This is a genomic window from Frateuria sp. GZRR33 (assembly GCF_051900425.1).
GTDB lineage: Bacteria > Pseudomonadota > Gammaproteobacteria > Xanthomonadales > Rhodanobacteraceae > Frateuria_A.
Genome location: NZ_JBHZGK010000003.1, coordinates 138,175 through 162,920, shown reverse-complemented (window position 1 = coordinate 162,920; position 24,746 = coordinate 138,175). Strand labels below are relative to the sequence as shown.

The 24,746-nt window shown below is 69.6% G+C and carries 17 protein-coding genes; 7 read left to right on the top strand and 10 right to left on the bottom strand.

Annotation, left to right across the window (positions count from 1 at the left end):
* Nucleotides 1–12 precede the first annotated feature (12 nt).
* Complete coding sequence (locus tag ACFWZU_RS04930) at nucleotides 13–2,910, top strand: TonB-dependent receptor domain-containing protein (RefSeq protein ID WP_439700315.1); 2,898 nt, start codon at nucleotides 13–15, stop codon at nucleotides 2,908–2,910.
* A 230-nt stretch (nucleotides 2,911–3,140) separates the two neighbouring features.
* Here the strand turns inward: ACFWZU_RS04930 and ACFWZU_RS04925 are convergent, their stop codons facing one another.
* Nucleotides 3,141–4,175 carry an AI-2E family transporter gene (locus tag ACFWZU_RS04925; protein ID WP_439700314.1) on the bottom strand — a complete coding sequence of 345 codons (1,035 nt, stop codon included), beginning with the start codon at nucleotides 4,173–4,175 and terminating at the stop codon, nucleotides 3,141–3,143.
* A gap of 106 nt (nucleotides 4,176–4,281) precedes the next feature.
* Between ACFWZU_RS04925 and ACFWZU_RS04920 the strand changes: the two genes are divergently transcribed.
* From ACFWZU_RS04920 to ACFWZU_RS04895, 6 genes are all read left to right on the top strand, one after another.
* Entirely contained in the window at nucleotides 4,282–5,151 is an 870-nt protein-coding gene (locus ACFWZU_RS04920; protein WP_439700312.1) for a 5'-nucleotidase, lipoprotein e(P4) family, read from the top strand.
* 283 nt (nucleotides 5,152–5,434) lie between these two features.
* Entirely contained in the window at nucleotides 5,435–6,346 is a 912-nt protein-coding gene (locus ACFWZU_RS04915) for a hypothetical protein (protein ID WP_439700310.1), read from the top strand.
* Between the two features lie 34 nt (nucleotides 6,347–6,380).
* The gene (gene plsB / locus ACFWZU_RS04910; RefSeq protein WP_439700308.1) at nucleotides 6,381–8,993 is read left to right on the top strand and encodes a glycerol-3-phosphate 1-O-acyltransferase PlsB; all 2,613 of its coding nucleotides are present in this window, start codon (nucleotides 6,381–6,383) and stop codon (nucleotides 8,991–8,993) included.
* A gap of 102 nt (nucleotides 8,994–9,095) precedes the next feature.
* Nucleotides 9,096–10,412 carry an amidohydrolase family protein gene (locus ACFWZU_RS04905; RefSeq protein ID WP_439700306.1) on the top strand — a complete coding sequence of 439 codons (1,317 nt, stop codon included), beginning with the start codon at nucleotides 9,096–9,098 and terminating at the stop codon, nucleotides 10,410–10,412.
* Between the two features lie 220 nt (nucleotides 10,413–10,632).
* A complete protein-coding gene (locus ACFWZU_RS04900; protein ID WP_439700305.1) occupies nucleotides 10,633–12,489 on the top strand; it encodes a M1 family metallopeptidase in 1,857 nt (618 codons plus the stop codon).
* 164 nt (nucleotides 12,490–12,653) lie between these two features.
* Nucleotides 12,654–13,598 (top strand): alpha/beta fold hydrolase, encoded by a 945-nt coding sequence (locus ACFWZU_RS04895; RefSeq protein WP_439700487.1) that lies wholly within the window; start codon nucleotides 12,654–12,656, stop codon nucleotides 13,596–13,598.
* Between the two features lie 8 nt (nucleotides 13,599–13,606).
* Here the strand turns inward: ACFWZU_RS04895 and ACFWZU_RS04890 are convergent, their stop codons facing one another.
* From ACFWZU_RS04890 to ACFWZU_RS04850, 9 genes are all read right to left on the bottom strand, one after another.
* The gene (locus tag ACFWZU_RS04890; protein ID WP_439700303.1) at nucleotides 13,607–14,281 is read right to left on the bottom strand and encodes a methyltransferase family protein; all 675 of its coding nucleotides are present in this window, start codon (nucleotides 14,279–14,281) and stop codon (nucleotides 13,607–13,609) included.
* The gene (locus tag ACFWZU_RS04885; RefSeq protein WP_439700301.1) at nucleotides 14,278–14,964 is read right to left on the bottom strand and encodes an ArsR/SmtB family transcription factor; all 687 of its coding nucleotides are present in this window, start codon (nucleotides 14,962–14,964) and stop codon (nucleotides 14,278–14,280) included. The genes ACFWZU_RS04890 and ACFWZU_RS04885 overlap by 4 nt, the downstream gene beginning before the upstream one ends.
* 206 nt (nucleotides 14,965–15,170) lie before the next feature.
* Nucleotides 15,171–17,786 (bottom strand): ATP-dependent helicase HrpB, encoded by a 2,616-nt coding sequence (gene hrpB / locus ACFWZU_RS04880; RefSeq protein WP_439700300.1) that lies wholly within the window; start codon nucleotides 17,784–17,786, stop codon nucleotides 15,171–15,173.
* Between the two features lie 145 nt (nucleotides 17,787–17,931).
* The gene (gspD, locus tag ACFWZU_RS04875) at nucleotides 17,932–20,550 is read right to left on the bottom strand and encodes a type II secretion system secretin GspD (RefSeq protein ID WP_439700298.1); all 2,619 of its coding nucleotides are present in this window, start codon (nucleotides 20,548–20,550) and stop codon (nucleotides 17,932–17,934) included.
* 3 nt (nucleotides 20,551–20,553) lie between these two features.
* Complete coding sequence (locus ACFWZU_RS04870) at nucleotides 20,554–21,381, bottom strand: hypothetical protein (RefSeq protein ID WP_439700297.1); 828 nt, start codon at nucleotides 21,379–21,381, stop codon at nucleotides 20,554–20,556.
* Complete coding sequence (gene gspM, locus ACFWZU_RS04865) at nucleotides 21,378–22,040, bottom strand: type II secretion system protein GspM (RefSeq protein WP_439700296.1); 663 nt, start codon at nucleotides 22,038–22,040, stop codon at nucleotides 21,378–21,380. Before gspM ends, ACFWZU_RS04870 begins: the two co-directional genes overlap by 4 nt.
* Complete coding sequence (locus ACFWZU_RS04860) at nucleotides 22,037–23,203, bottom strand: type II secretion system protein GspL (protein ID WP_439700294.1); 1,167 nt, start codon at nucleotides 23,201–23,203, stop codon at nucleotides 22,037–22,039. Before ACFWZU_RS04860 ends, gspM begins: the two co-directional genes overlap by 4 nt.
* A complete protein-coding gene (locus tag ACFWZU_RS04855) occupies nucleotides 23,200–24,048 on the bottom strand; it encodes a general secretion pathway protein GspK (RefSeq protein ID WP_439700293.1) in 849 nt (282 codons plus the stop codon). The genes ACFWZU_RS04860 and ACFWZU_RS04855 overlap by 4 nt, the downstream gene beginning before the upstream one ends.
* Complete coding sequence (locus ACFWZU_RS04850) at nucleotides 24,045–24,737, bottom strand: prepilin-type N-terminal cleavage/methylation domain-containing protein (protein WP_439700292.1); 693 nt, start codon at nucleotides 24,735–24,737, stop codon at nucleotides 24,045–24,047. The genes ACFWZU_RS04855 and ACFWZU_RS04850 overlap by 4 nt, the downstream gene beginning before the upstream one ends.
* Nucleotides 24,738–24,746: the final 9 nt, after the last annotated feature.

Below are 24,746 nucleotides of genomic sequence, written 5' to 3'. Positions count from 1 at the left end.
AGGGGAAATTTGATGAACAAGGTTGCCCAACGCGGGCTTCATCGCCTGCCGCTGGCAGTGGCTGTCATTGCTGCACTGCAAGTCATGCCCGTTTTTGCACAGGACCAGTCGCCCTCGACGACGCAGTCCACCGAATCGACCAGCCAGCCTTCCACCACGGAGAAGGCCAAGAACCTGGAAACGATCACGGTTACCGGCTCGCTGCTGAAGCGGCCTGAGTACGAGACCACCGCCCCCGTGCAGGTGATCGAGATCCAGAACAACATCGCCGCCGGCCAGTTCGATACGGCCGACTTCCTGCAGACCTCGGCCGCCGCGGCCGGTTCCACGCAGATCAACGGACAGTTCGGCGGTTACATCGTCGAAGGCGGCACCGGCGTGCAGACCGTCAACCTGCGCGGCCTCGGCGCCAACCGCACGCTGATCCTGCTCGACGGCCAGCGGCCGGGTCCGGCGGGCGTGCGCGGCCAGGTGGGCGCGTTCGACCTCAACGTCATTCCGCAGGTCATCCTGTCGCGCATCGAGATCGTCAAGGATGGCTCGTCCTCGATCTACGGCTCCGACGCGCTGTCGGGCGTGGTCAACCTGATCACCAAGAAGAACATCGACCGTCCGGAGATGACCTTCGCGGCGAGCGTCCCGGAACACGGCGGCGGCGAGCAGTACAGCGCTTCGTTCGGTACCGGCTGGAACTTCAAGAACGGCAGCGTCGTGGCTGCGGTGCAGATGGACAAGCTCGAGGCGCTTAAGCTGGGCGACCGCGACTTCCTCAAGTGCAACCAGGACATGGCCTGGGGCACGGACGGGCAGCGCATCGATCGCGAGGACCGCTCCATCATCTCCGGCTCCTCGCTCGCCGGCTGCAACAACCTCTACGCCAACTCGATCATCTGGTACCTCGATTCGCGCGTCCGTTACGTGCCCTCGCCTGACGGCAGCACGGTCGGCCCGTTCCCGGGCTACCACCCGCGTCCGTACCCCACGCCCCGTTACGACACCAACGGTGAGGCGTACTACGAGGACGTGCTGAACTATCCGTTCATGAACGACGCCTACGTCATCAACCAGCGCAAGCGCGCCAGCGCCTACGCGGCGACCGACTTCAGCTTCGGCAGCGTGAACTGGAAGACCCAGTGGCTGTTCAACCATCGCGAGAGCAAGGACCACTCCTACCGCCAGTTCTTCCCGCTGGTGTCCGATGGCCCGCTGCAGCCGGATCTTTCCAACGTGTATGAGCCGATCATGCCGTTCCCGGACGACGGCAACGAGAAGGTCGACTACCTGTACGGCACCACCAAGCTGGAAGGCCTGTTCTCCTCGACCGACAGCTGGTCGTGGGAAGTCAACGCCGGCTACAGCCGTTCGAGCGGCGATTACGCGCACCGCGACATCGACGTGTCCAAGACCGGCGACCTGAGCTATGCCGATTCGGGCGAGGCTTCGGTCGACTATTTCGACCCGGGCATCCTCAGCGGCGAGCGCATGGGTGATCTGGTCAACGCCATCGGCGTCTGGAACACCGGCCATACGCTCTACACCCAGGCCACCGCCAACGCGCTGTTGACCGGCAACCTGTTCACGCTTCCGGCGGGCGACGTTGCCTCGGCGTTCGGCGTGGAATACCGCCACTACAAGATCGACGACGTACCGAGCGATTTCACCCTCGCCTCCAGGGCCTGGGGTTACACCTCGGCGCAGCGCACCCACGGCACGGACAACGTGCGTGAAGTGTTCGGCGAAGTGGACGTGCCGCTGCTGAAGGGCCTGCCGGCGGTCGAATCGCTCTCGGTCGACCTTTCCGGGCGCGTGTTCAAGTACGGTTCGGTGGACAGCCGCGACCAGGTCTGGAAGACCGGCCTGAATTGGCAGATCACCCCGACCTTCCGCATCCGCGGCACGCTCGGCACTTCCTACCGTGCGCCGGGCCTGTACGAGCTGTACCTGGGCGACCAGACCGGCTTCCAATCCCAGACGACGATCGATCCGTGCATCCTGTGGGGCGACAGCACCAACGACCGCCTGCGTGCCAACTGCGCGGCCGCCGGCATCCCCGCCGACTATTCCGCTGGCGGCGCCTCCTCGGCCACGATCCACTCCGGTGGCGGCAAGGGCCATCTGGAAGCGGAGACCTCCCGCGCCAAGTCGCTGGGCTTTGCCTGGTCGCCGGACTTCGCCAACCTCAACCTGGCGGTGGACTACTTCGACTACGACGTGCGGGGCGAGATCACCAACCTGGATGCAGGCGACGTGATTTCCGGCTGCTATCTGTCGACGGTCTATCCGAACTCCTTCTGCGACCAGATCGTCCGCAAGCCGGCAAACGACCCGTCGACCCCGTTCATGATCACGGACGTCTACGGTTCCTACATCAACATCAACCGTGAGCGGACGCGTGGCTATGACCTGCAGGTCAACTACGCGAAGGACCTGTCGTTCGGCAAGCTGTCGGCCGATGCCCAGGTGACCTACACCGTCGAGGACACCACCCTGCTGTTCTCCACGGCCGAGGCCAGCGGCTTCAGCCAGGAGAACCAGGTCGGCTTCATCGGACGTCCGAAGACCGTCGGCATCAGCGACGTGAGCCTGGAACACGGCGACTGGACCTTCGCCTGGCAGGGCCGCTACGTGAGCACGACGTCCGCGATGGACCTGGACCGGACCTTCAACTACTCCGGCTACGAGGGTGCCACGCGCGACATCAAGGCGGGCTGGCAGCTGCTGCACAGCGTGTCCGTGGCCTACGAAAAGGGCCACTGGGGTGCGATGTTCGGCGTGCGCAACCTGTTCGACAAGAAGCCTGACCAGATCTCGGCAAGCGCGGGTACCGTGGTCGGCAACACGCCGCTCTACGCCTCGCAGTACGACTGGTACGGCCGCACGTTCTTTGCCCGGCTGAACTACAAGTTCTAAGCCAGGCCATCGAGCGAGCAGGAAAGGAGGCGACACTGTCGCCTCCTTTTTTTTGCTCCGCGTTTACTCCTGCGGTGGCGCGCAGGCGGGCGAAAGAGGCGGAGGGAAGGCCAGGCCAAGTTCCTGCGACACGGGCGAGCAGGAACCGATCGATTGCAGCTGCGGCCGCGCCGGCTCTCCCGGCAAGGCCGGAAGATCGACCGGCTCGAGCGCGGAGCCGGTCCCCATACTCAAAGCAGGTTCTCGCCTTCCAGCTCGCTCTTGAGGTAGGCGTAGTAGATCGGCGCAGCGACCAGGCCGGCCAGGCCGAAGGCCGCTTCCATCGCCAGCATGGCGATCAGCAGCTCCCACGCGCGCGAGCGGATCTGGGTGCCGACGATGCGCGCGTTGAGGAAGTACTCCAGCTTGTGGATCAGGATCAGGAACACCAGCGCGGCGATGCCCACGCCCAGGGATACCGACAGGCCCGCGATGGTCACGGCGGTGTTGGAGATCAGGTTGCCGATCACCGGCAGCAGGCCGACCACGAAGGTCACCGCCACCAGCGTCTTGGCCAGCGGCACGTGGATGTCCATCAACGGCAGCACGCCGATCAGGAAGATCGCGGTGAACATGGTGTTGATCAGCGAGACCTTGATCTGCGCGAACACGATGTTGTGGAACGCATCGGCGAGCCGGTTGCAGCGCTGGCCCAGCGTCGCCGCCAGCGGGCCGGGCTGGTGCGCCGGGCCGGCGCTGTGGCTGAGCGCCACGATCGCACCCAGCACCAGCCCGATGATCACGTGGGCGAAGCCACGCGCGGTGTCCTTCCCGGCCAGTTGCAGGCTGGCCGCATGCTTGCGGGTCAGGTCGCCGGCCATCACGCGCAGCTCGTCCACGCTGTCCGGCAGCGAGCCGACCAGCGCGGCCGGCAATTGCTCGCGCGCCTTCTCCACCAGCGGCATCAGTTGCTTGTCCCACAGCTCCTGCGGATTGCCGATCTCGCTGTGGAAGAAGCTGATCGCGCCCAGCGCCAGCAGGATCAGCAACCCCACCACCACCGCGCCGATCAGCGCCACCACCACCACGCGGGCGCGCGGGCCGGACAGGCGACGCTCCAGCAACGGGCTGATCGTCTGCACCAGCTCGTACACCAGCAGCCCGGCCAGCAGCGCCGAAAGCAGGTGCAGTTCCATCACCAGCACCAGGGCGATGCCGGCCAGCACATAGCTGGCGATCCGGGTGGCGCGCGAGGGTTCGCGCAGCAGGGACGGGTTGGGGGCCATGGGCCACGGCTTCGGGGAGGGGAACCCCAGTCTCGCAGCAGGCCGGCCCGCCTGCCAGCCTGGCGTACACTGGCCGGCCGTTCGTGCGCACAAGGATTCCAAAGCGATGACCTCGCGCTTTCCCGCCCTGGCCGCCCTGGCCGCCCTGTTCCTGCTCGCCGGCTGCACGGCCGCGCCGCCGCCCCGGCCGATAGCCGCGCCGGTGCCCGCGGACGACAACCTCAACGCCACCGCCTGGGTACAGAACGCGGTCGAGCACGACCTGATCTACCTGCAGACCTACCGCGACGCCCGGGAACACCTGGCCGCCGCGCTGGCCGACGCCCAGTGGGACGCGCTGACCCCGGTCGATCGCACCCGGCCCGCCGGCGGCTTGCCGCCGGCGGTGGTGCTGGACGTGGACGAGACGGTGCTGGACAACTCGCCCTACCAGGCGCGCCTGGTCCGCACGCACGCCCCGTTCGACCAGGCCAGCTGGGACGCGTGGTGTCGCGAGGCGCGCGCCCGTGCCGTACCCGGGGTGGTGGCCTTCACCCGTGACGCGGCTGCGCACGGGGTCAAGGTGATCTTCATTTCCAATCGCGACAAGGCGCTGGACGAGGCGACCCTGGCCAACCTGCGCCAGGTCGGCGTGCCGGTGGCCGGGCCGGATGCCCTGCTCGGCCTGGGCACGACCGTGCCCGGCTGCACCGCGCACGGTTCGGACAAGGGCTGCCGGCGGCAATGGGTCAGCCGGCACTACCGCGTGCTGATGCAGTTCGGCGACCAGCTGGGCGATTTCCTGGATATCGCGCAGAACACGCCCGCGGGCCGCGAGTCGGCGGTCAAGCCGTATCTGGACTGGATCGGCCAGCGCTGGTTCGTGCTGCCCAACCCCACCTACGGCAGCTGGGAGCCGGCGCTGTTCGGCAACGACTGGCAGCTCGCGCCGCAGGAGCGGCGCGAGCGCAAGATTGAAAGCCTGCGCGTTGAGTGATATTGAAATCAATGGTTTGCAGCACAAAACAAAACCATTGCCTTAGAAGGCGGGCCCGCGTAAGCTCTGTTTCGCCGAAACCTGCTGACCTCCTAATCGCGGGCAAGGCCATTTCCCTTCCGGCCCGGCCGGATTTCCCCCGCGCGGCTCCAGGCCCGCGGGGTTTTTCTTTTTGCGGCCCCTGGCGAACAGACATCCGCTTGCCGCCAGTTCGACGGGCCGCGTACGCCTGCGAGGCCATGCTTGCGCCTCCCGCCCCAACGCCCTCCGCAAGATGAGGTCCATGCGTCCGTCCTTCGTCCGTCGCCTCCTGCCATGCCTGGCCCTGGTCGCGCTGACCGCCTGCCATTCCGGTGAGCACGCGCCCGCCGCCAACACGGCCAGCCAGTCGCCCGAGGGGGCCGTGCAGCAATCGATCGCACTGGTGCGCGCCGGCGACTTCGCGGGCTTCTGGCAACATGCCCTGCCGCCGCACGACTACGCGATGCTGCGCGAGGACTGGGGCAAGGCGCGCACCGGCGAGACGCCGCTGACCGACGCCGAGCGCGCGCGCATCGACAGCGCCCTGCAGCAACTGGCCGCGCCGGACGCCGCGGCCACGCTCGATGCCCGGCTGCAGCCCTGGCTGGCCGACGCCCAGGCCCGCTACGGCGACCAGCTGCCGCTGCTGATCGGCATCGGACGCGCGCTGGCCGGCAAGGCGATCGAGGAGGACGCGCGCCTCACCGACACCCAGAAACGCCATGCCTCCGCGCTGGTCGATGCGCTCGGCCCGTGGGCGCAGCAAGCGCCGTGGTTCGATCCGGCCAGGGCACGCCAGGCGGTCGGCGTGGTGGTGGCCACCGCGCGCGAGCTGGATCTGCAGGACGCGCAAAGCCTGCGTGCGATGGACTTCGACCAGGCCATGCGCAGCTACGCGATCGCCTTCCACGGCCTCGAACGCATGCTCGCGATCTACGGGCTGCCGCTGGACGAGGCGCTGGCCTCCGCGCGGGTGGTGCCGCTGGAATACCACCCGCCGTATGCGCGCGTGCGCGTGGAGTACCTGCTGATGGGCACCCCGCTGTCGATCGAGTCGACGCTGGTGCAGCAGAACGGCCATTGGTACGACCAGGACCTGCTGGAAGGCGTGCGCCAGGCGCATGGCCACCTGACCGCACCGGCCACCGCGGGGACGGTCGCCGCGGTGCCCTGAGCGGTCCCGGCGGCCCACCGGCTACAATCCGCCGATGCAGAACATGACCGCGGATTCCCCCGCCCGCAGCCGCGCACCCTGGTGGTTCAGCCTCGCAGGCCAGTTGCTCGAACCCTGGGTGCGCATCCGGCGCGACCCGGCCGAACCGGCCAGCCTGCTCAGGGCCGGCGCACCGGTGTGCTACGTGATCGAACGCGACGGCTTTTCCGACGCGCTGATCCTGGACCGCGCCTGCCGCGAGGCCGGCCTGCCCCCGCCCATGCAGCCCCTTTCCGGCACCCGTCGCCGTCGCTCGGTGTTCGCGCTGGCCCGGCGCGACGGCTGGCTGTTCGGCCGCAGCCGCCAGCGCGCACCGTACGACACCCTCGACCAGCTGGTCCGCTCGCTGGAAGAACAGCCCGAGCGCGACATCCAGATCGTGCCGGTGTCGATCTATGTCGGCCGCGCCCCCAGCCGCGACACCGGCTGGTTCCGCGTGCTGTTCTCGGAAAACTGGGTGATGGTCGGCCGCTTCCGCCGCCTGCTCGCGCTGCTGCTCAACGGCCGCGACACGGTGGTGCACTTCTCCGCGCCGGTATCGCTGCGCCAGGTGCTGGACGAGGCCGGCGAAGCCCGGCCCGAACGTTTCGCGCGCAAGATCGCGCGGGTGCTGCGCACGCACTTCCACCGCATCCGCGCCGCGGTGATCGGGCCGGACCTGTCGCACAAGCGCACCGTCGCCGACGCCGTGCTCAATGCCGAGCCAGTGCGCGCCGCGATCACCGCCACCGCGGCCAAGGAACACATCTCCTACGCCAAGGCCTGGCGCCGCGCGCACAAGCTGGTGATGGAGATCGCCGCGGACTATTCGCACCCGGTGGTGCGCTCGGCCTCGTTCCTGCTGTCGAACTTCTGGAACAAGCTGTACGACGGCATCGCCATGCACCACTTCGACAAGGCGCGCGCCGCCGCGCCAGGCTTCGAAGTCGTCTACGTGCCCAGCCACCGCAGCCACGCCGACTACCTGCTGATGAGCTATCAGCTGCACGTCTCCGGCGTGGTGGTACCGCACATCGCCGCGGGCGTGAACCTCAACCTGCCGGTGATCGGGCCGATCCTGCGCCGCGGCGGCGCCTTTTTCCTGCGCCGCAGCTTCAAGGGCAATGCGCTGTACTCGGTGGTGTTCAACGAGTACATGGCGCAGCTGATCGACCGCGGCGTGCCGATGGAATATTTCATCGAGGGTGGGCGCTCGCGTACCGGGCGATTGCTGGCGCCGCGCGCCGGCCTGCTGGCGATGACCGTACGCGCGTTCCTGCGCGCGCCTCGCCGGCCGGTGCTGTTCCAGCCGGTATACATCGGCTACGAGAAGCTGATGGAGGGCAAGAGCTACATCGGGGAGCTTTCCGGCAAACCGAAGGAGAAGGAATCGCTGCTCGGCCTGCTCAAGGGCCTGAAGGTGCTGCGCCAGCGCTACGGCCACGTGGCGCTCAACTTCGGCGAGCCGATCGAGCTGACCCCGCTGCTGGACGCCGCCAGTCCCGACTGGCGCGCCGCCACCGGCGATCCGGACGCCAAGCCCGAGTGGCTGGGACGCACGGTCGACGACCTGGCCGAGCGCATCCAGGTCAACATCAACCGCGCCGCCGACGTCAATCCGATCAACCTGCTGGCGCTGGCGCTGCTGGCGACGCCCAAGCACGCGATGGCCGAGAGCGACCTGCTCGCGCAGCTGGAACTGACCCGCGCGCTGCTGGTCGAACTGCCCTATTCCGATCGGGTCACCGTCACCCCGATGGACCCGCCCTCGATCATCGCCTACGGCGAGCAGATGGGCTGGATCCGCCGCGTGCGCCATTCGCTGGGCGACGTGCTCAAGGCCGACGACGAGCCGGCGGTGCTGCTGTCGTACTTCCGCAACAACGTGCTGCACCTGACCGCCACCGCGGCGTGGGTGTCGTGTTGTTTCCTGAACAACCGGCGCATGACGCGCGCCTCGATCCTTCGTCTGGGCCGGATCATCTACCCGTTCATCCAGGGCGAGCTGTTCCTGCCGTGGGACACGGACGGCTTCGTGGCGCAGATGCAGGGCACGATCGATTTCTTCGTTCGGCGCGGCCTGCTGGAGGCCTCCGCCGACGGCCGCGTGCTCGAGCGCGGGCCGGGCCAGGACGATGCCGCGTTCCAGCTCAAGACCATCGCGCGCAGCCTGATCCAGGCCTTCGAGCGCTACTACATCACCATCGCCGCGCTGGCCAAGAATGGTCCGCACACCACCAGCGCCGCCGAGCTGGAGAACGCCTGCGCGCTCACCGCGCAGCGGCTGTCGCTGCTCAACGAGCAGTCGGCGCCGGAGTTCTTCGACAAGGCGCTGTTCCGCGGTTTCATCCAGAAGCTGCGCGAGCAGAAGATCGTGTGGACCGACGAGGGCGGCAAGCTCGACTACGACCGCGCGCTGGAGGACATGGTGCGCGACGCGCGGGTGATCCTGGCGCGCGAGGTCCGCCATTCGATCCTCAAGATCACCGGCGTGGACGGCGACATGGACGCCGCGCCGCCGAGGGCGGTCAACCACGTGCCCGCGGACAGCGGTAGCGAGGACCTGCACCGGCGCCACGTCGAGGCCGAGCACCACGAGCACGGGCGCGACGCGAACAAGGACGCCTAGTCTTCAAGCGCCCTCCCCTCAAGGGAAGGCTCCGGGCGACGGGCGCTTGAAGGAGACGGTGCCGAGCGGCGAAGCTGGGCCTCCTGCCAGAGGAAGCCGCCGATGAACCGCCGTCCCCTGCTCGCCCTCGCCGCGCTGCTCGCGGCCCCGCCCCTCCTCGCCGCCGAACCGCCCACCGAGGGCGGACCGACCGTGCTGCATTGCCCGCACTTGCTCGACCCGGCCGCCGGCAAGCTGCTGGGCGAGTCCACCGTGGTCATCCGCGATGGGCGCATCCAGTCGGTGCACGCGGGCACGAGCAGCGAACCCGGCGCCCGCGTCATCGACCTGGCGGGCCAGACTTGCCTGCCCGGGCTGATCGACGCGCACACGCACCTGACCTCGGAAACCAGCCCCACCGGCTACACCGACCAGTTCCGCTGGAACACCGCCGACTACGCGATCCGTTCCACCGTGTATGCCAGGCGCACGCTGCTGGCCGGCTTCACCACCGTGCGCAACCTGGGCGACAGCGCCAACGAGTCGATCGCCCTGCGCAACGCGATCGATGCCGGCGTCGTGCCCGGCCCGCGCATCTACACCGCCGGCGTGCCGATCGGCTCGACCGGCGGCCATGCCGACCCCACCGACGGCTACCGCCAGGACCTAGCGGGCAACCCCGGCCCGAAGGACGGCATCATCAACAGCCCGGCCGACGCCTGGAAGGCGGTGCGTCAGCACTACAAGGACGGCGCGGACCTGATCAAGATCATGCCTTCCGGCGGCGTGCTGGACGAAAGCGCCAGCGCCGACAACCCCCAGATGACGCTGGAGGAGATCAAGGCGGTGGTCGCCGCGGCGCACGACTACGGCTTCACCGTGGCGGCGCACGCCCACGGCGCCGAGGCGATCCGTCGCGCGGTGCTGGGCGGGGTCGATTCGATCGAGCACGGCACCTTCATGGATGACGCCGACATGAAGCTCATGAAGGAGCACGGCACCTGGTTCGTGCCGACCATCATCGCCGGCAAATACGTCGAGCAGATGGCCTCGACGCCGGGCTATTACCCGCCGCAGGTGGCGCGCAAGGCGAAACAGGTCGGCCCGATCATCCAGGCTACGGCGGGCCGCGCCTACAAGGCGGGCGTGAAGATCGCCTTCGGCACCGACGCGGCGGTCTACCCGCACGGGCAGAACGCGAAGGAATTCGAATACATGGTGCAGGCGGGCATGCCGCCGATGTATGTCATCCAGGCCGCTACCACGCATGCGGCCGAGCTGCTGCACAGGGCCGATGCGCTCGGCCAGATCCGGCCCGGTCGCGCGGCCGATGTGGTTGCGGTGCCCGGCGATCCGCTGGAAGACATCACTGCGCTGCAGCGGGTGAGCTTCGTGATGAAGGACGGCACGGTCTACAAGCAGGACGGCAAGCCGCTTTGAGCTCCAGCTTCCTCTTTCCTTCGGGGAGGGTCGGGGTGAGGGGCCGGGGCTCGCCAGGATGTCGATTCGGGCCGGGCATCCGTCGCCTCCGGCGAGCACCGGCCCTCGCTCACGTTTCCTCCGCTGCGTGACGCCGCCTGTTCCATGCCCTTCCGTCACGGGCGCCCCAGCCCGGCCGGATGGCATACTCGCCGCTTCCGTCACCCGCAGAGATGTCCGCATGCGTGCAATCCCCGCCCTCGCCCTCGGCGCCCTCGTCCTGCCACTGTCCGCGCTCGCGGCGGACCCGCACTCGTACGCGCAGCCGGAGCAGGTCCGCGTGACCCATCTGGATCTCGACCTGGCGGTCGACTTCCCGCACAAGGCGCTCGAGGGCACCGCCACGCTGAGCCTGGACTGGAAGAATCCGAAGGCGCCCGCGCTGGTGCTGGACACACGCGATCTCAAGATCGCCAAGGTCGAGGGCGTGGATGCCGCCGGCCGCGCCACCGCGCTGAAGTTCGCGCTGGCGCCGCGCGACAAGGAGCTGGGCAGCAAGCTCACCATCCAGGCGCCGAAGCATCCGGGCAAGGTGCGCATCGTCTACGCGACCTCGCCACAGGCCTCGGGCCTGCAGTGGCTCACGCCCGCGCAGACGGCGGACAGGAAGCTGCCCTTCATGTTCTCGCAGTCCGAGTCGATCCACGCCCGCTCGTGGGTGCCGTTGCAGGACTCCCCGGCGATCCGTTTCACCTACAAGGCGCACGTGACCGCGCCGAAGGACGTGCGCGTGGTGATGAGCGCGCTCAACGACGCCAGGCATCCGCTCGATGGCGACTTCCGCTTCGATCAGCCGCACCCGATCCCCTCCTACCTGCTGGCGATCGCCGCCGGCGACATCGCGGTCAAGGAAACCGGCCCGCGTTCGGCCGTCTATGCCGAGCCGTCCGTGGTCGGCAAGGCGGCGCACGAATTCGAAGACACCGAGAAGCTGATCGAGGCGACCGAGAAGCTCTACGGGCCCTACGCCTGGGGTCGCTACGACATTCTCGTGCTGCCGCCCTCGTTCCCCTACGGCGGCATGGAAAACCCGGACATGACCTTCGCCACGCCCACCGTGCTGGTCGGCGACAAGAGCCTGGTCTCGCTGGTCTCGCATGAGCTCGCGCACTCCTGGTCGGGCAACCTGGTGACTGCCGCGAGCTGGCGCGACATCTGGCTCAACGAGGGCTTTACCACCTATGTCCAGGGCCGCATCACCGAGGCGGTCTACGGCAAGGCGCTGGCCGACGAGGAAGCGCTGCTGTCGGCGCGCGCGCTGCAGAAGTCGATCGGGGAGATGCCGGAAAACTCGCAGAAGCTCGCGCCCGACCCGCGCGGCGTGGGTGCGGACGATTCGCTGTCGGACGTCGCCTACGACAAGGGCTCGTGGTTCCTGCGCACGCTGGAGGAGCGCTTCGGCCGCGCCACTTTCGACGAGTGGCTGAAGGCCTACTTCCACCGCCACGCCTTCACCTCGATCACCACCGAGCAGATGCTGGCCGACATGAAGGCCAACCTGTTCGACGCGCATCCAGGCAAGATGAGCTGGGACAAGGCCACCGCCTGGGTCTACCAGAGCGGCATCCCCAAGGACGCGCCGCTGCCGACATCGGCCCGGTTCCAGGCGATCGACAAGGAGCGCGCGGCGTTCCTGGACGGCACGCTGGACGCGGCGCAGCTCGATGCGAAGGGCTGGAACACGCAGGAGTGGATGTACTTCCTCGACCGCCTGCCCGACGCGCCGCCGCTGTCGAAGATGAAGCAGCTCGACGCCGCCTGGCACCTCACCGGCACGCCCAACGCCGAGATCGGCATGCGCTGGTACAGCCACGCCATCGCCGCAGGCGACCGCAACGTGTGGGAAGACGCGCGCGAGCACATGACCCGCATCGGCCGCATGTACCTGACCTTGCCGGTGTACAAGGCCTTCGCCGCCACGCCCGAGGGCCTGGCCTACGCGCAAGCCGCCTACGCCAGGGCGAAGGACGGCTACCACCCGATGACCCAGGGCGCGATCGAGTCGATCCTGCGCAAGGCCAGGCAGGGCAAGAAGTAAGCCGTTCGCTCCCTCCCCTGCTTGCAGGGGAGGACTGGGGAGGGGTGCTCTCGCTCCGAGCAAGCCCCCTCCCAACCTCCCCCGGCGCACAGGGGAGGAGCGATTTTCAGACATCCTGGATTTCACGCATGAACCCACCCGCCACCCGTCCTCTCTGGCAGCGCATGCTGTTTCGTCGCCTGAAGTTCTTCGGCGTGCTGCTGGCGCTGGTGGTCATCGTGCTCGGCGGCAGCTATCTGTTCGCGCCGCAATGGCTGCTGCGCGCACACCTGATGCGCCAGGCCATGACCGCGCACGTGGAGGAACACACGCTGCGCGCGGGCGACACCACCTGGAGCTACTACGAAGGCGGCGAGGGGCCGACGCTGGTGCTGCTGCACGGCTTCGCCGCGGACAAGACGATCTGGTTGCCGCTGGCCGAGCAACTCACGCCGCACTTCCACGTGGTGATCCCGGACCTGCCGGGCTGGGGCGAGTCCTCGCGCAACCCGGACGCGGGCTACGGCGTCGAGGCGCAGGCCCAGCGCCTGCAGGCCTTCCTCGCTGCGCTGAACCTGCAGCGGTACGTGCTGGTCGGCCACTCCATGGGCGGCGCGATCGCCGGCGTCTATGCCGCCGAACATCCGCAGGGCGTGGCGGCGCTGGCGCTGGTCGATGCGTACGGGCTCAAGGCGGAGCCGAACGATTTCGACCGCGACATCGCCGCTGGCAAGGATCCGTTCGTGTACGACGACCGCGCCGGTTTCGAACGCGCGCTGGCGCTCGCCTTCGTGCACCCGCCTGAAGTGCCCGGCCGGATCGAGGACGTCTTCGTCGCGCGCAACCGCCACGACCGTGCCTTCATCGAGCGCACGCTCGCCGAACTGCGCAAACCCGAAGACTACCTCTCGCTGCAGCAGCGCCTGGGCCAGCTCAGCATGCCGGTGCTGGGGCTGTGGTGCAGCGGCGACCGCATGATCGATCCGTCAGCGCTGGACAGCCTGCGCAACGGCCTGGTGCAGGCGCCGGCGATCAGCTCCAGCCTGCTCAACGGCTGCAACCACATGCCGATGCTGGAAAAGCCCGAGGCCACGGCACAGGTGCTGACCGGGTTCGTGCTGGGGCGTTGAACTTTCAATTAGAACAGGCCCGGCACCAGCGCCTTCACCCGCCGCATGTAGTCGATATACGCGTCGCCGAACTGCTCGCGCATCCAGCATTCCTCCAACCTCAGTTTGACGCAAAACGACACCGCCACGATGGCGAACGCAAGCAGGCCGCGCAGCTCGCCCAGCGCAAGCGCGCTGCCGAGCAGGGCCAGCAGCAAGCCGGTATAGATCGGGTGGCGCACCAGCCGGTAGGGCCCCCTCACGATCAGCTCATGGGCCTCCTTGACTTGCACTTCGGAACTCCAGTTGGCGCCGAGCACGCTGCGCGCACGACAGGCGAACAGCACGCCGACCCAAGTCATGGCCAAGCCAAGCATCGGCACCCACGCGTCGTCGGGCATGAAGCGCCAATGCAGGAACGAAGAGGGGTAGCCGCGTGGTGGCTGGATCAACATCGCTGCGGCGGCGAGCGGCAACCAATACTTGTAGAGGCGCGACCCCAGCGGTTCGCTGCGCGCGGGGCGCTTGGCCCAACGCGCGCTTGCGACCCAGTACACCAGCACGACGGCCCATGCCGCCTCGATCCATGGCCTCGTTTCAAGGCTCATCTCGTTCCCAGCCGGCTCGACAGAAACCCCAGCCTGCCCGAAGGATGCGGCGGCAGCAAGGGACGGAGATCGACGCGGCTTGGCAGGGATGCTCAATCGCCAGGCATCCGCACGCCCAGCAGGGCCAGCCGTCGCAGTCCATCGGCACTTGGCACCAGCGCGCGCCCGCGCGAAGCAGGACGCCACCAGCCGGCATCGAGCATGGCACTGGTCAGCGCCACGCCAAGCGGCCCGCCCACGTGCAGGCGGCGTTCGGTCCAGTCCAGGCATCCGCGACCGCGCAATCCACCAAGGTGGCTGGCCGCCGCAGGATCGAGGCCCGCCTGCGCCAGCGCGGCCACGCCATCGACGCGCAGGGCCAGGCCCTCGGTGGTCGTCGCCAGCAGACCGCGATCGAGCAGCGCGCCGCACAACGCCACACCCAGCTGGCCGGCGAGATGCCGATAGCAGAAGCGTGCGCGGCGCAGGTCCGCATCCCCAGTGGGCGGGGCCAGCGACGGGCGCGGCAGGGCAAGCGCTTCGAGCCAGCCGGCCACCTCGTCGCCCGCCAGGCGGTAGTAGCGGTGGCGTCCCTGCACCTGCACGGCGAGCAGGCCGCCTTCGAGCAGGCGCTTGAGGTGCGCGCTCGCGGTCGGCGCGCCGACGCCGGCTGCCCTGGCCAGCTCGCCGGCGGGACGTGCAGTGCCGTCGACCAGGGCGAGCAGCATCGACGCGCGCGCGGGTTCGGCGAGCAGGGAGCCGATTTCGGCGAGCTGGTGCGGGGTGAGCGAAGCGGGCATGCGCGGAGTCTAGTACCGGCGCTGGCGGGGACCTTTCGATGGCGAACGAAGGAAGGGGGCTTGCCGCAAGGCTGCCGCCATCCGCCCTTCGGGCACCTTCCCCCGTGGAACGGGAAAGGATCCACCCGCGTTCCGCGGCGGCCTTCTCCCGAATGCGGGGAGGGCGCAGAGAGAGGCAGGGGCGCCTTCTCCGGACCCTAGGCGGACTACGTCCCGCGCGGCTTGGCCCGGTGGGTCGGCGTGGCCGACCACGGATCGTCCGGCCACGGGTGGCGCGGATAGCGGCCCTTCAGTTCCTTCTTCACCTCCGGGTAGGTGCGTTCCCAGAAGCCTTTCAGGTCCTGCGTGACCTGGATCGGGCGACCGGCCGGCGAGAGCAGGTGCAGGGTGACCGGCACGCGGCCACCGGCCACGCGCGGCGTGTCGGCCAACCCGAACAGTTCCTGCAGTTTCACCGCCAGCACCGGCGGTTCGCCCGGCGCGTATTCGAGCTTGCGCACCTGGCCGCTGGGCACGGCCAGGCTTTCCGGCGCGTACTGGTCGAGCTGGCGGCGTTGCGCGTAGTCGAACAGCGTGGCGAGCGCCTGGGAGAGCTCGTCGGTGCCAAGCGCGTCGAGCTTGCGCTTGCCCTGCAGGTGCGGCCCGAGCCAGTGCTCCAGCGAGGCCAGCAACGCCGGATCGGAGACGTCGGGCAGACCCAGCTCGGGCATCCAGCCGGCGAGCGCCTGCATCCGCGCGCGCAGGCGGCGCGCGGTGTCGCTCCACGGCAGCGCGTCGATGCCACGGCTGCGGACGGCGGCGAGTAGTGCAGGCAGCGCGTCCTCCGGCTGCACCGGCACGCTGCGCCGTTCCAGCACGATGGCGCCGAAGCGCCGCTCCTCGAAGGCCTCCACCGCGCCACGCCCATCGTTCCAGCGCAGCGCGCGCTCGCGCAGGAAGTGCTGCGGGAAGTCCTCGTCGAGGCGCCGCGGGTCGAACGGCGCGGCGGCGAGCACCAGGCTGTCGCGCGCATCCAGCCTGAGGTCGAGCACCACCAGCCACGGTTCGCCGAACAGCGCACTGGACTCGTGCAGGCTGGCGCCACGGCCGTTGGCGAGCGTGTAGCGGCGCGGATTGGCCTCGTCCTGGCGGGCGATGCGGTCAGGCCAGGCGTGCAGCAGCAGGTCGCCGATGGCATGGCTGTCGGGCACGCCACTGGCGGCCGTACGGACGTCCAGACGTCTGCGCCAGCCCTTGGACGCTTGTTCGATGGCCGCCATGGCGCCGCTGTCGAAGCCGCCGCGTGCGCTGGCGCCCCTGGACGAACCCGAGGCGACGCGCCGGTCGCGCCAGGCATGCAAGGCGGCTACCCGGGCGCGGAAGTCGTCGCTGCGCGCCTGCTCGCCTCGCAGCGGCGAGCGTGCTTCGACCAGGGCAAGCAGATCGGCGGCCAGCGGACGCAGTTCCAGCGGCGCACGCAGCGCCATCGCGGCCAGCCGAGGGGCCGCGCCGAGTTCGAGCATGCGCCGCCCCAGTGGCGTGATGCGCTCATCGGCGTCGAGCGCGCCCAGCGCGGCCAGCAACTCGCGCGCCTGCGCCAGCGCGCCCGAAGGCGGCGGGTCCAGCCAGCGGAGTGCATCATCGCCGTCGGCGCTTACCCCCCACGCAGCCAGCTCCAGCGCCAGACCCGACAGCTCGGCCTGCGCGATCTCCGGCGTGCGCGCCGCCTCCAGCCGCCGGCTTTGCGGCCACAGGCGGTAGGCGGTGCCTTCGGCGACGCGCCCGGCGCGACCGGCGCGCTGATCTGCCGAGGCCTGCGAGATCACGACCGTCTCCAGTCGGGCGAAGCCGGAGTTGGGATCGAAACGCGGCTCGCGCGCCAGGCCCGCGTCGATCACCGCACGGATGCCAGGCAGTGTCACGCTGGATTCGGCCACGTTGGTGGCGAGGATCACCCGTCGCGTGCCGGGCTCGGCCGGAGCCAGCGCGGCCTGCTGTTCGGCCAGCGAGAGCTCGCCGTGCAGGGCGAGGATCTCCAGCTCGGCGGGGGCGGCTGAAGGTCGGGGCGGCGCGCGGCGGTGCGCCTCGCCTGAACCCTCACCCCCGGGCCCGCGCCCGAACGCAGAGGAGAGCGTGTTTTCGAGCAGCGCGTGAGCACGCGCAATCTCGCGGCGGCCGGGGAGAAATATCAGCACGTCCCCGGGGTTCTCCTCCAGCGCCTGGCGCGTGACGCGCGCCAGGTGGTGTTCGACGGTCTCCTGCGCGCGCGCGGGCGGGTGTTCGACGCGCACGGGAAAGCTGCGGCCGGGGCTGGACAGCCGCGGCGCGTCCAGCCAGTGCGCGATGCGCTCGCCGTCGAGCGTGGCCGACATCACCAGCAGGCGCAGGTCGGGACGCAGGGTCGCCTGCACGTCCAGCGCGAGGGCCAGTCCCAGGTCGCCGGCGAGGTGGCGTTCGTGGAACTCGTCGAACAGGATCGCGCCGATGCCCGACAGCTCCGGGTCGTCCTGGATCAGCCGCGTGAGGATGCCTTCGGTGACGACCTCGATCCGGGTGGCCGAGCTCACCCGGGACTCGAAGCGGATGCGGTAGCCGATGGTCTGGCCGACCTCCTCGCCTCGTTGCGCCGCCATGAACTGGGCGGCCGCGCGCGCAGCGATGCGCCGTGGCTCGAGCACCACGATGCGCCGGCCCTCCAGCCATGGGGCGTCGAGCAGCGCGGGCGGAACCTGGGTGGTCTTGCCCGCGCCCGGGGGGGCTTCGAGGACCAGGCGCGGGTGGGCGTCGAGCGCCGCGCGCAACCTGGGAAGAAGCGGGGTAATGGGGAAGTCGGCTTGCGTCATTCCCGCGGATGATAAGGGCTGGGGCGGGACTGCCCCATCCGCCCTCCGGGCACAGCCGCTGAACACAAGCACGAACCGGCCTGCCGTGCCTTCCCCGTTTACGGAAAAGCTGCCGACAGGCGGATGGGGTTGCCCCGCGGGGAAACTACTTCCCGCCTGCCATGCACTGCGCCACCCATTTGCGCGCCGTGTCCACGCCCTCGGTATCGCCCAGGTGTGTCCGCACGCTGGCGATGATCTGCCAGTTGCGCGCGCACAGCTCGCCGTGCTGCGGGCCGTTGCGCCAGGACTCCAGCGCCAGCCCCTGCGCGGCGTCGTAATCGGTCTGCCTCAGTGCCGCCTCCGCCTGCTGGTTGAGCTGCTCGGGCGTGGCCGGCGGCGTGGGCAGCGGTACGTCGGCCGGCGAGGCGGCCGGCGGCGGCGGTTCCTTCGCGCGCTCGGCGCGCAGCGGCGCGAGCGATTCGAACTTGGCCTGGTACTCGTCGGTGATGCGCTTGGCGTCGTCGCTGGAGCCAATCACCCGCGGCGTGATCAGCACGATCAGCTCGGAGCGATTGCGGTGGCGGTCGGTACTGCCGAACAGGCGGCCGATCAGCGGAATGCGGTTGAGGCCGGGAATGCCGGTGTCGGTGTTGCCCTCGTCCTGGCGGATCAGGCCGCCCAGCAACACGGTCTGGCCGCTCTGCACGCCCACCTGGGTGGCGATCTCACGCTGCTGGATGGTGTAGTTGCCGTTGGAGTCCTTGGTGCCCGGCACGCTCACCTGCTGCTTGATGTTGAGGTAGACCAGACCGCCCGGATTGATCCGCGGCTGCACGTCCAGGATGACGCCGGTGCTGATGTACTGCACCTGGCCGATGGTGGTCGGGCTGTCGTTGGTGGTGGTGCCCAGGCCGGTGGTGAAGAAGGTCTGGTTGACCGGGATTTCGTCGCCCGCCTGGATGTGCGCCACCTGGTTGTTCATCACCACCAGCGAGGGCGCCGAGAGCGTCTTGACGTTGCCGTTGGTCTCCTGCGCGTGCAGGGCGACCTGCAGGTTGTTGTTGAGGAAGGAATAGAAGAACGAATCCCCGGTCGGGTTGTAGGTCATGCCGCCCTTGCCCAGCGCCCACTGCTGCTGGTTGCCGGGCTGCCCGGGCGTCACGCCGCTGCTGTTGGCCGTGCCGCCGACCAGGCCTTCGAGATACCACTGGACGCCGAACTGGAAGGCGCCGGTGAGCTGCACTTCGAGGATGCGCGTCTCGATCTGCACCTGCAGCGGCACGTTGTCCAGCCGCTGGATCGCCCCCTCGATCTCCGCCCATTGCGACGGACGCGCACGCACCAGCAACTGGTTGTTGGCGTCGACCGAGGAGATCTTGATCGAGCCATCCGAGGAGCTGTACTGCTGGTCGTTCGCCGAACTGCTGGCATTGGCCAGGCCGCTGCTGTTGCCGAAGCCACCGCTGCCGCCGAAGCCGTTGCCCTGGCCGCTCATGCCGCTGCCGTCGTTGCCGTTGAGGCCGGACAGGCCACCGCTGCTGCCGGCGTCGTTGCCGCCCTTGAAGCTGCCCGAACCACCGGCGATCCCGCCGCTGTTGCCGAAGCTGCCGGCGGTGCTGCCCATCGCGGTGCCGTTGGCGTTGTCGGCGTTGCCCAGCGTGCCGGAGCTGAGGCCCGGGCCGACCTCGCCGCCGCTGCTGCCGCTGGCCGAGGCGTTGGTATAGATCTGCGCCAGGTACTTGGCCAGGTCCGAGGCCTTGATGTTGCGCACGTCGTAGACATAAAGCTGCGGCTCGTTGCCGCCGCCACGGTCGATGCGGGCGATCCAGTCGCCCACTTCCTGCAGGTAGTCCGGCTGCGTGCTGATCACCACCAGCGCATTGGTGCGCTCGATCGGGATGAAGCGCAGCATGCCGGCCAGCGGGCTGTCGCCCTGCTTGCCGAAGATCGCGTCGAGCTTGGGCATCAGCTCGGTGACGTTGGCCCGTTGCAGGCTGAACACGCCCACCGACATGCCCTTGAGCCAGTCGACATCGAAGGTGTGGATGGTGCGCGCGTAGTTGTCCAGTTCCTGCGGCGAGCCGGCGAGCACCAGCACGTTGCGTGCGGGATCGGCCAGCAGGATCGAATCCGGACGCGCGAACGGCTTGATCAGCTTCTGCATCTGCGCCGCGGAGATGTAGTGCAGCGGGAACAGCCGTGCCTGCATGCCGCCCTGCGGCGCCACCGCGCCAAGGCTGGGCGACACGCTGCCGGCGATCGCGTTCTTGGCCGGCATCACCACGTAGCTGTTGCCCTGGCGCACCAGCGCGTTGCCGGTCCAGGACAGCAGCGTCTCCAGCACCGGCAGCGCCTGGCTGGCGTCGATCGGCTCGGAGGTGGAGAAGGAGATGTTGCCCTGCACGCCCGGGACGATGGTGTAGTTCTTCTTCAGGAAGTCGCCGAGGATCGCCTTGACCACCGCCTGCACCGGCTGGTTCTCGAAGTTGAAGGTCACCGCGCCCTCGCCGTGCGCCGCCGGTCGGGGCCTGGCCAGCGGCTGCGGGTGGATGAACTGGCCGGTGCCGCTGTCGATCTGCGGCTGCGAGCTGGCCGCTTCGGCCGGGCCGACGTTGTTGTTGAGCGGCAGCGGCGCCGGCGCGGGCTTCTCGGTACCGGCCACGGCCTCGCGCTGCAGCGCGTAGTCGTCGCGCGGCTGCGGCATGCTGGAGCAGCCGACAAGCCAGACCGTCAGCGCAATGGCGCCGATCCGGGACAGACGGTGCAGGGCGTTGGGGAACATGGTTCAGCGATCTCCTTCTTGAGCCTTCGCGGCTGCCTGTTCGGCGCGGCGTTTCTGGATGGCAGCCTTGAGCTGGCGCAGGCGCTCGGCCTGGCGCTCCTCGTTGGTCATCTGCATGCGGGCCGGCGCACCGCCGCGCAGTGCCGGGATGGCCCCGCCGCCGCTGGGCGGCGCGTTCTGGTCACCATTGTCCTCCGGCACATCCGCGCCGGGGGGCGGCTGATCCTGCGGGTTGCCGTCCTGATCGTCCTCTTCCGGCGGCTGCAGGTGATGCGAGCGGTCGATGACTTCGTCCGGCAGCTCCGGCACGGACGAGGCTTCGGCCGGGTTGCCGCGCACCTGGTCGATCGGCACGCCGGCCGGCAACTGCAGTTCGACGCGGCCACTGGAGGAATCGAACACCGCCGAGCGGGGCTTCACCTCGACCAGCGTCCAGCTGCCGTCGGGCAGGCTGGCGCCCTCTTTCACGCGCAGTTCCTGGTTCTTGTCCGTCTCGCGCTTGTTGCGCAGCAGCGCCATGCGCAGGGTCGGCGTGAGGATGATGCCAGTCAGTTGCATGTCGCCAAGCTGGCTGCCGCCGCTGGCGGCGTGCGCCACCGGCTTGCGGTCGGGATTGAACAACGGCTGCTGCCAGACCGGCGCGTAGTGGTCCAGCGGCACCGGCGGCGGCAGCGTGGCCGCGTGCTGGGCCGGCAGCGGCGTCGCCGCGCGCGGCGGCGCCCAGTGCACCCCGCGGCCGATGCCGGCCAGCAGCGCCAGGAACAGCACGCCCAGCACCACCGTGGCGGCGACCAGCGGCACGGTCAGTCGACGTTGCGCGGCGGCGTTCATGGCGCCTCCCCGCTGTCGGCGCCGAGCGTGCTTTCGGCCGGTGCCGGCGCAGCCGCTCCCGGCCCGTGCGAGGGGCGCACGTAGCCGGACAGGGTGAACTGGATTTCCAGCACCGGCTGGTTGCCCTGTTGTGCGGCGACCGGGTTGCGGTAGATGCTGAGGTCGTCGACGAACAGGTAGGGGGTGCCCTGCTCCAGCGCGTTGAGCACCGCCACCAGCGGTTCCATGTCGCAGCGCAGGCTGATGCTCACCGCGGCCTTGCGGTAGGGGCTGGCGTCGTCGTCCGGCGGGTTGGGCAACGGCATCTTCTGGGTCACTTCGCAGGCGCCGCCGGCGGTGTGCGCGCCGACCGCGTCGACCACCCGCTGCATCAGCCCGGCCGAGGCGGCGTTGGGATCGCTCTCGGGCAGGAACGCGGCGCTGGCGGCCTGGCCGGCGCCAAGTTCGGCGATGCGCTTCTCCAGCGCCGGCTTCTCGGCGATGGCCGCCGCATAGCGGCTCTGGGTGTCGCGCAGGTCGTCCATCTGCGCGTCGACCGCGCGCAGCGGCGCGACGAACCACCAGTGGATCAGCAGGAAGTAGACCAGCAGCAGCGCCAGCACCAGCAGCAGCACGGCGGCGATGCGGCTGTCGCGCGGCTTGAGTTCCAGTTGCCTCATGGCTGGGCCTCCGAGCCGGCGCTGGCCGGCGTCGCCGGCGCAGCGCTCCCTGACTGGCGCAGCTGCGCCACCATGTAGAAGCGCTCCTTGCCGCTGGCCGGATCGGGCTGGATGCTGCCCTGGAAGTTGGGATCGCGCACGATCTTCGAGTCCTTCAGCGCGTCGATCAGCGCCGCGGCCTGCGGCGCCTGGCCCTGGAAGCCCACCTGCCCGCTCGGGTCGACGCTGAGGCGCTCCAGCCACGCGCTCTGCGGCAGCCGGCGGGTGAGATCCAGCAGCAGGTCGAGCATGGTCACGCGGTTCTGCTTGCGCCGGACCAGGAAGCTGGCCGCACCGGCGTTGTCCTGCAGCTCCTGGCGCAGCGCGGCGACCTGCTGCGCCTCGGCCTGCATGTCCTGCACCTGTGCCTGCATGGTGGCGAGCGCCTGCTCGCGGTTGGCGAGCCATTGCGCCAGTGCCAGCACCAGCAGCAGCACCGCCGCGGCGGCGAGCGCGAGGTTGAGGCGCTGGCGCGGGTTGGTGCGATAGGGCACGCGTGCGGGCGGCAGCAGGTTCACGCCGAGCCGGCCGGCCCCTTCGGCCACGTCCACGGCATCGACGCGGATGCCGGCGCCTTCGAGTTCGGCCAGCAGCGGATCGAGCGTGTCGCGCGGCACCGCCACCAGCTCGGCGAAGAAGCGCCCGGCCGGGGCCGGCGTGTCCAGTTCGAGCACCGCGTAGTAGACCTGCTCGACGCGGAAGGGCGTCTGCCGGTCCATCTCGAAGGCGCCGACCTGCTGCAGGTTGTCGGCTGCCGCACGCGGGAGCAGCAGGCGCCGGCGCAGCACCGCGCTGACCGGCAGCAACAGCGCCAGGCGCAGGTCTTCGCGGTCGGTTTCGCGTACGGCCGCCGACAGCGCGGCCTGCTCGATCGCCGCCTCGGTACCGCGCGGCCATTGCGCACGCACCTCCGACTCGCCGGTGCGGCGCAGCTCCCAGCGCCCGTCGGTGCGCTGCAGCAGGTACCACTGCGCGCCGCCGCCGAACAGCCGGCCCCACGAGGCCGGCAGCAGCGCGCCGAGTTCGCCGAACCACCAGGCGAAGAAGCGCGGCAGCGGCGAGGCGCGCCAGGCGCGGCGCGCGCGGTCCAGCTGCGGCCGCAGCGATTGCGTTGCGTTGGTCATTCGCGGTCACCCTCCCGCCAGTGCAACACCGCGTAAGGCTGCGCCCCCGGACGAACGCCCTGCAGGCGTACGGTGGCATGCAGCACGGCGCGCGTGCCGTCGGCCATCGTGGCCTCCGAGCGAATACTATGCGTCACTCCATTGCCGGCGAACAGGGCGGCGACGCCCGGCCGCGTGTTCTTTCGCGCCGCCAGCACCTGCGCGACCCGCTCGGGCGTCATGCCCGGGATCGCGGCCAGCGCGAGCGGCTGGGCGGTGTTCGGGTCCGGGCTTTCGCGCCCCGACCAGATGGTGATCGCGCCGGCGATCGTGCGGTACAGCGCGGGCGTCATGCCGGCCACCTGCTGCAATTCCTCGATGCTCAGGAACGGCGAGTGGCGCGGCTGGTAGCCGTTGGCCGCGTACACCTGTGCGCCGAGCTTGCGGCCGGCGTTGAACTCGCGCCAGTCGACCACCGCGGCGGCCATCTTCTGCGCCTCGTCCGGACGCAGGCCGGCGGCACGGAACAGGCCCTGCAGCACGATCGGCGAGGCGCTGTTCAAGTCCACCTTGCCGCCTTCGTCGACCACTCTCACCTGCACCGTGGTGCCGTCGAAGCGGAACGTGTACGGGCGGCCGTCGGCCTGCCAGCGCTCGGACAGCCGCGGGTCCTGCAGGCCGTAGACGGCACGGGAGACACCTGCCTCGGCCGCGTAGTGCGCCTGCGTCTGGGCGAACTGGAAGCGCGCCTGCAGGCCTTCCGTGCGGGCCGTCATCGCATAGCCGCCGAGCATGATCGCCAGCAGCGTGCAGGCCCACAGCACCAGCAACAGCGCGACGCCCCGCTGGCCATGGCGCGCGCTCACGGCTGCCTCCAGGCGAAGGCGGGACCGGCGGCATCCAGCATCGCGAACTGGCGCTGGTTGGCCGAGGCATCCACGCGCAGCGGCACGGTCAACTGCGGCCAGTAGCCGGCCCCGGGCAGCTTGAGGTCGATGCGCACCAGCTGCGGCAGGCGGTCGCCCTGGCGCCAGTCGCTGCGCCACGCACCGGCGCGGCCCTGCTCGTCCACGCCGCGGTAATGGAAGCCGGCGTCATGCACGTCCTCCAGCAGCACCTGCGGCGGCCCGGGCTTGAGCGGTTCGCCGCTGGGCGGCAGCAGCGCGAAGCGTACCTGCAGGCGCTGGCCGCCCTTGCCGTTGTCGACCAGTTCGAGCGTCTGCACCTGCGGCCCGAGCTTGCCGAGGTAACCGGGCAAGGGGGCGACGAAGCTCATCGAGTCGGGCTCGCCGCGGAAGAAGATCGCCTCGTCGTTGTCCGGGTTCTTGCCCAGCTGCTGGGTCATCGCCTGCGCCAGTTCACTGCGCAGGAACTGCTGCGCCGAGCGCACCGCGTCCAGCCGCTCCACCGCCGCGGTCCCCGATTGCACGCTGTGGGAGGCGGTGCGGATGCCGGAGTAGACGCCCACCAGCAGCAGCGCGAGCAGCGCCAGCGCGGCGAGCGTTTCGAGCAGGGTAAAGCCCCTGGCACGCCGAGCGCGCCTGCGACTGCGCATGCCGGATCC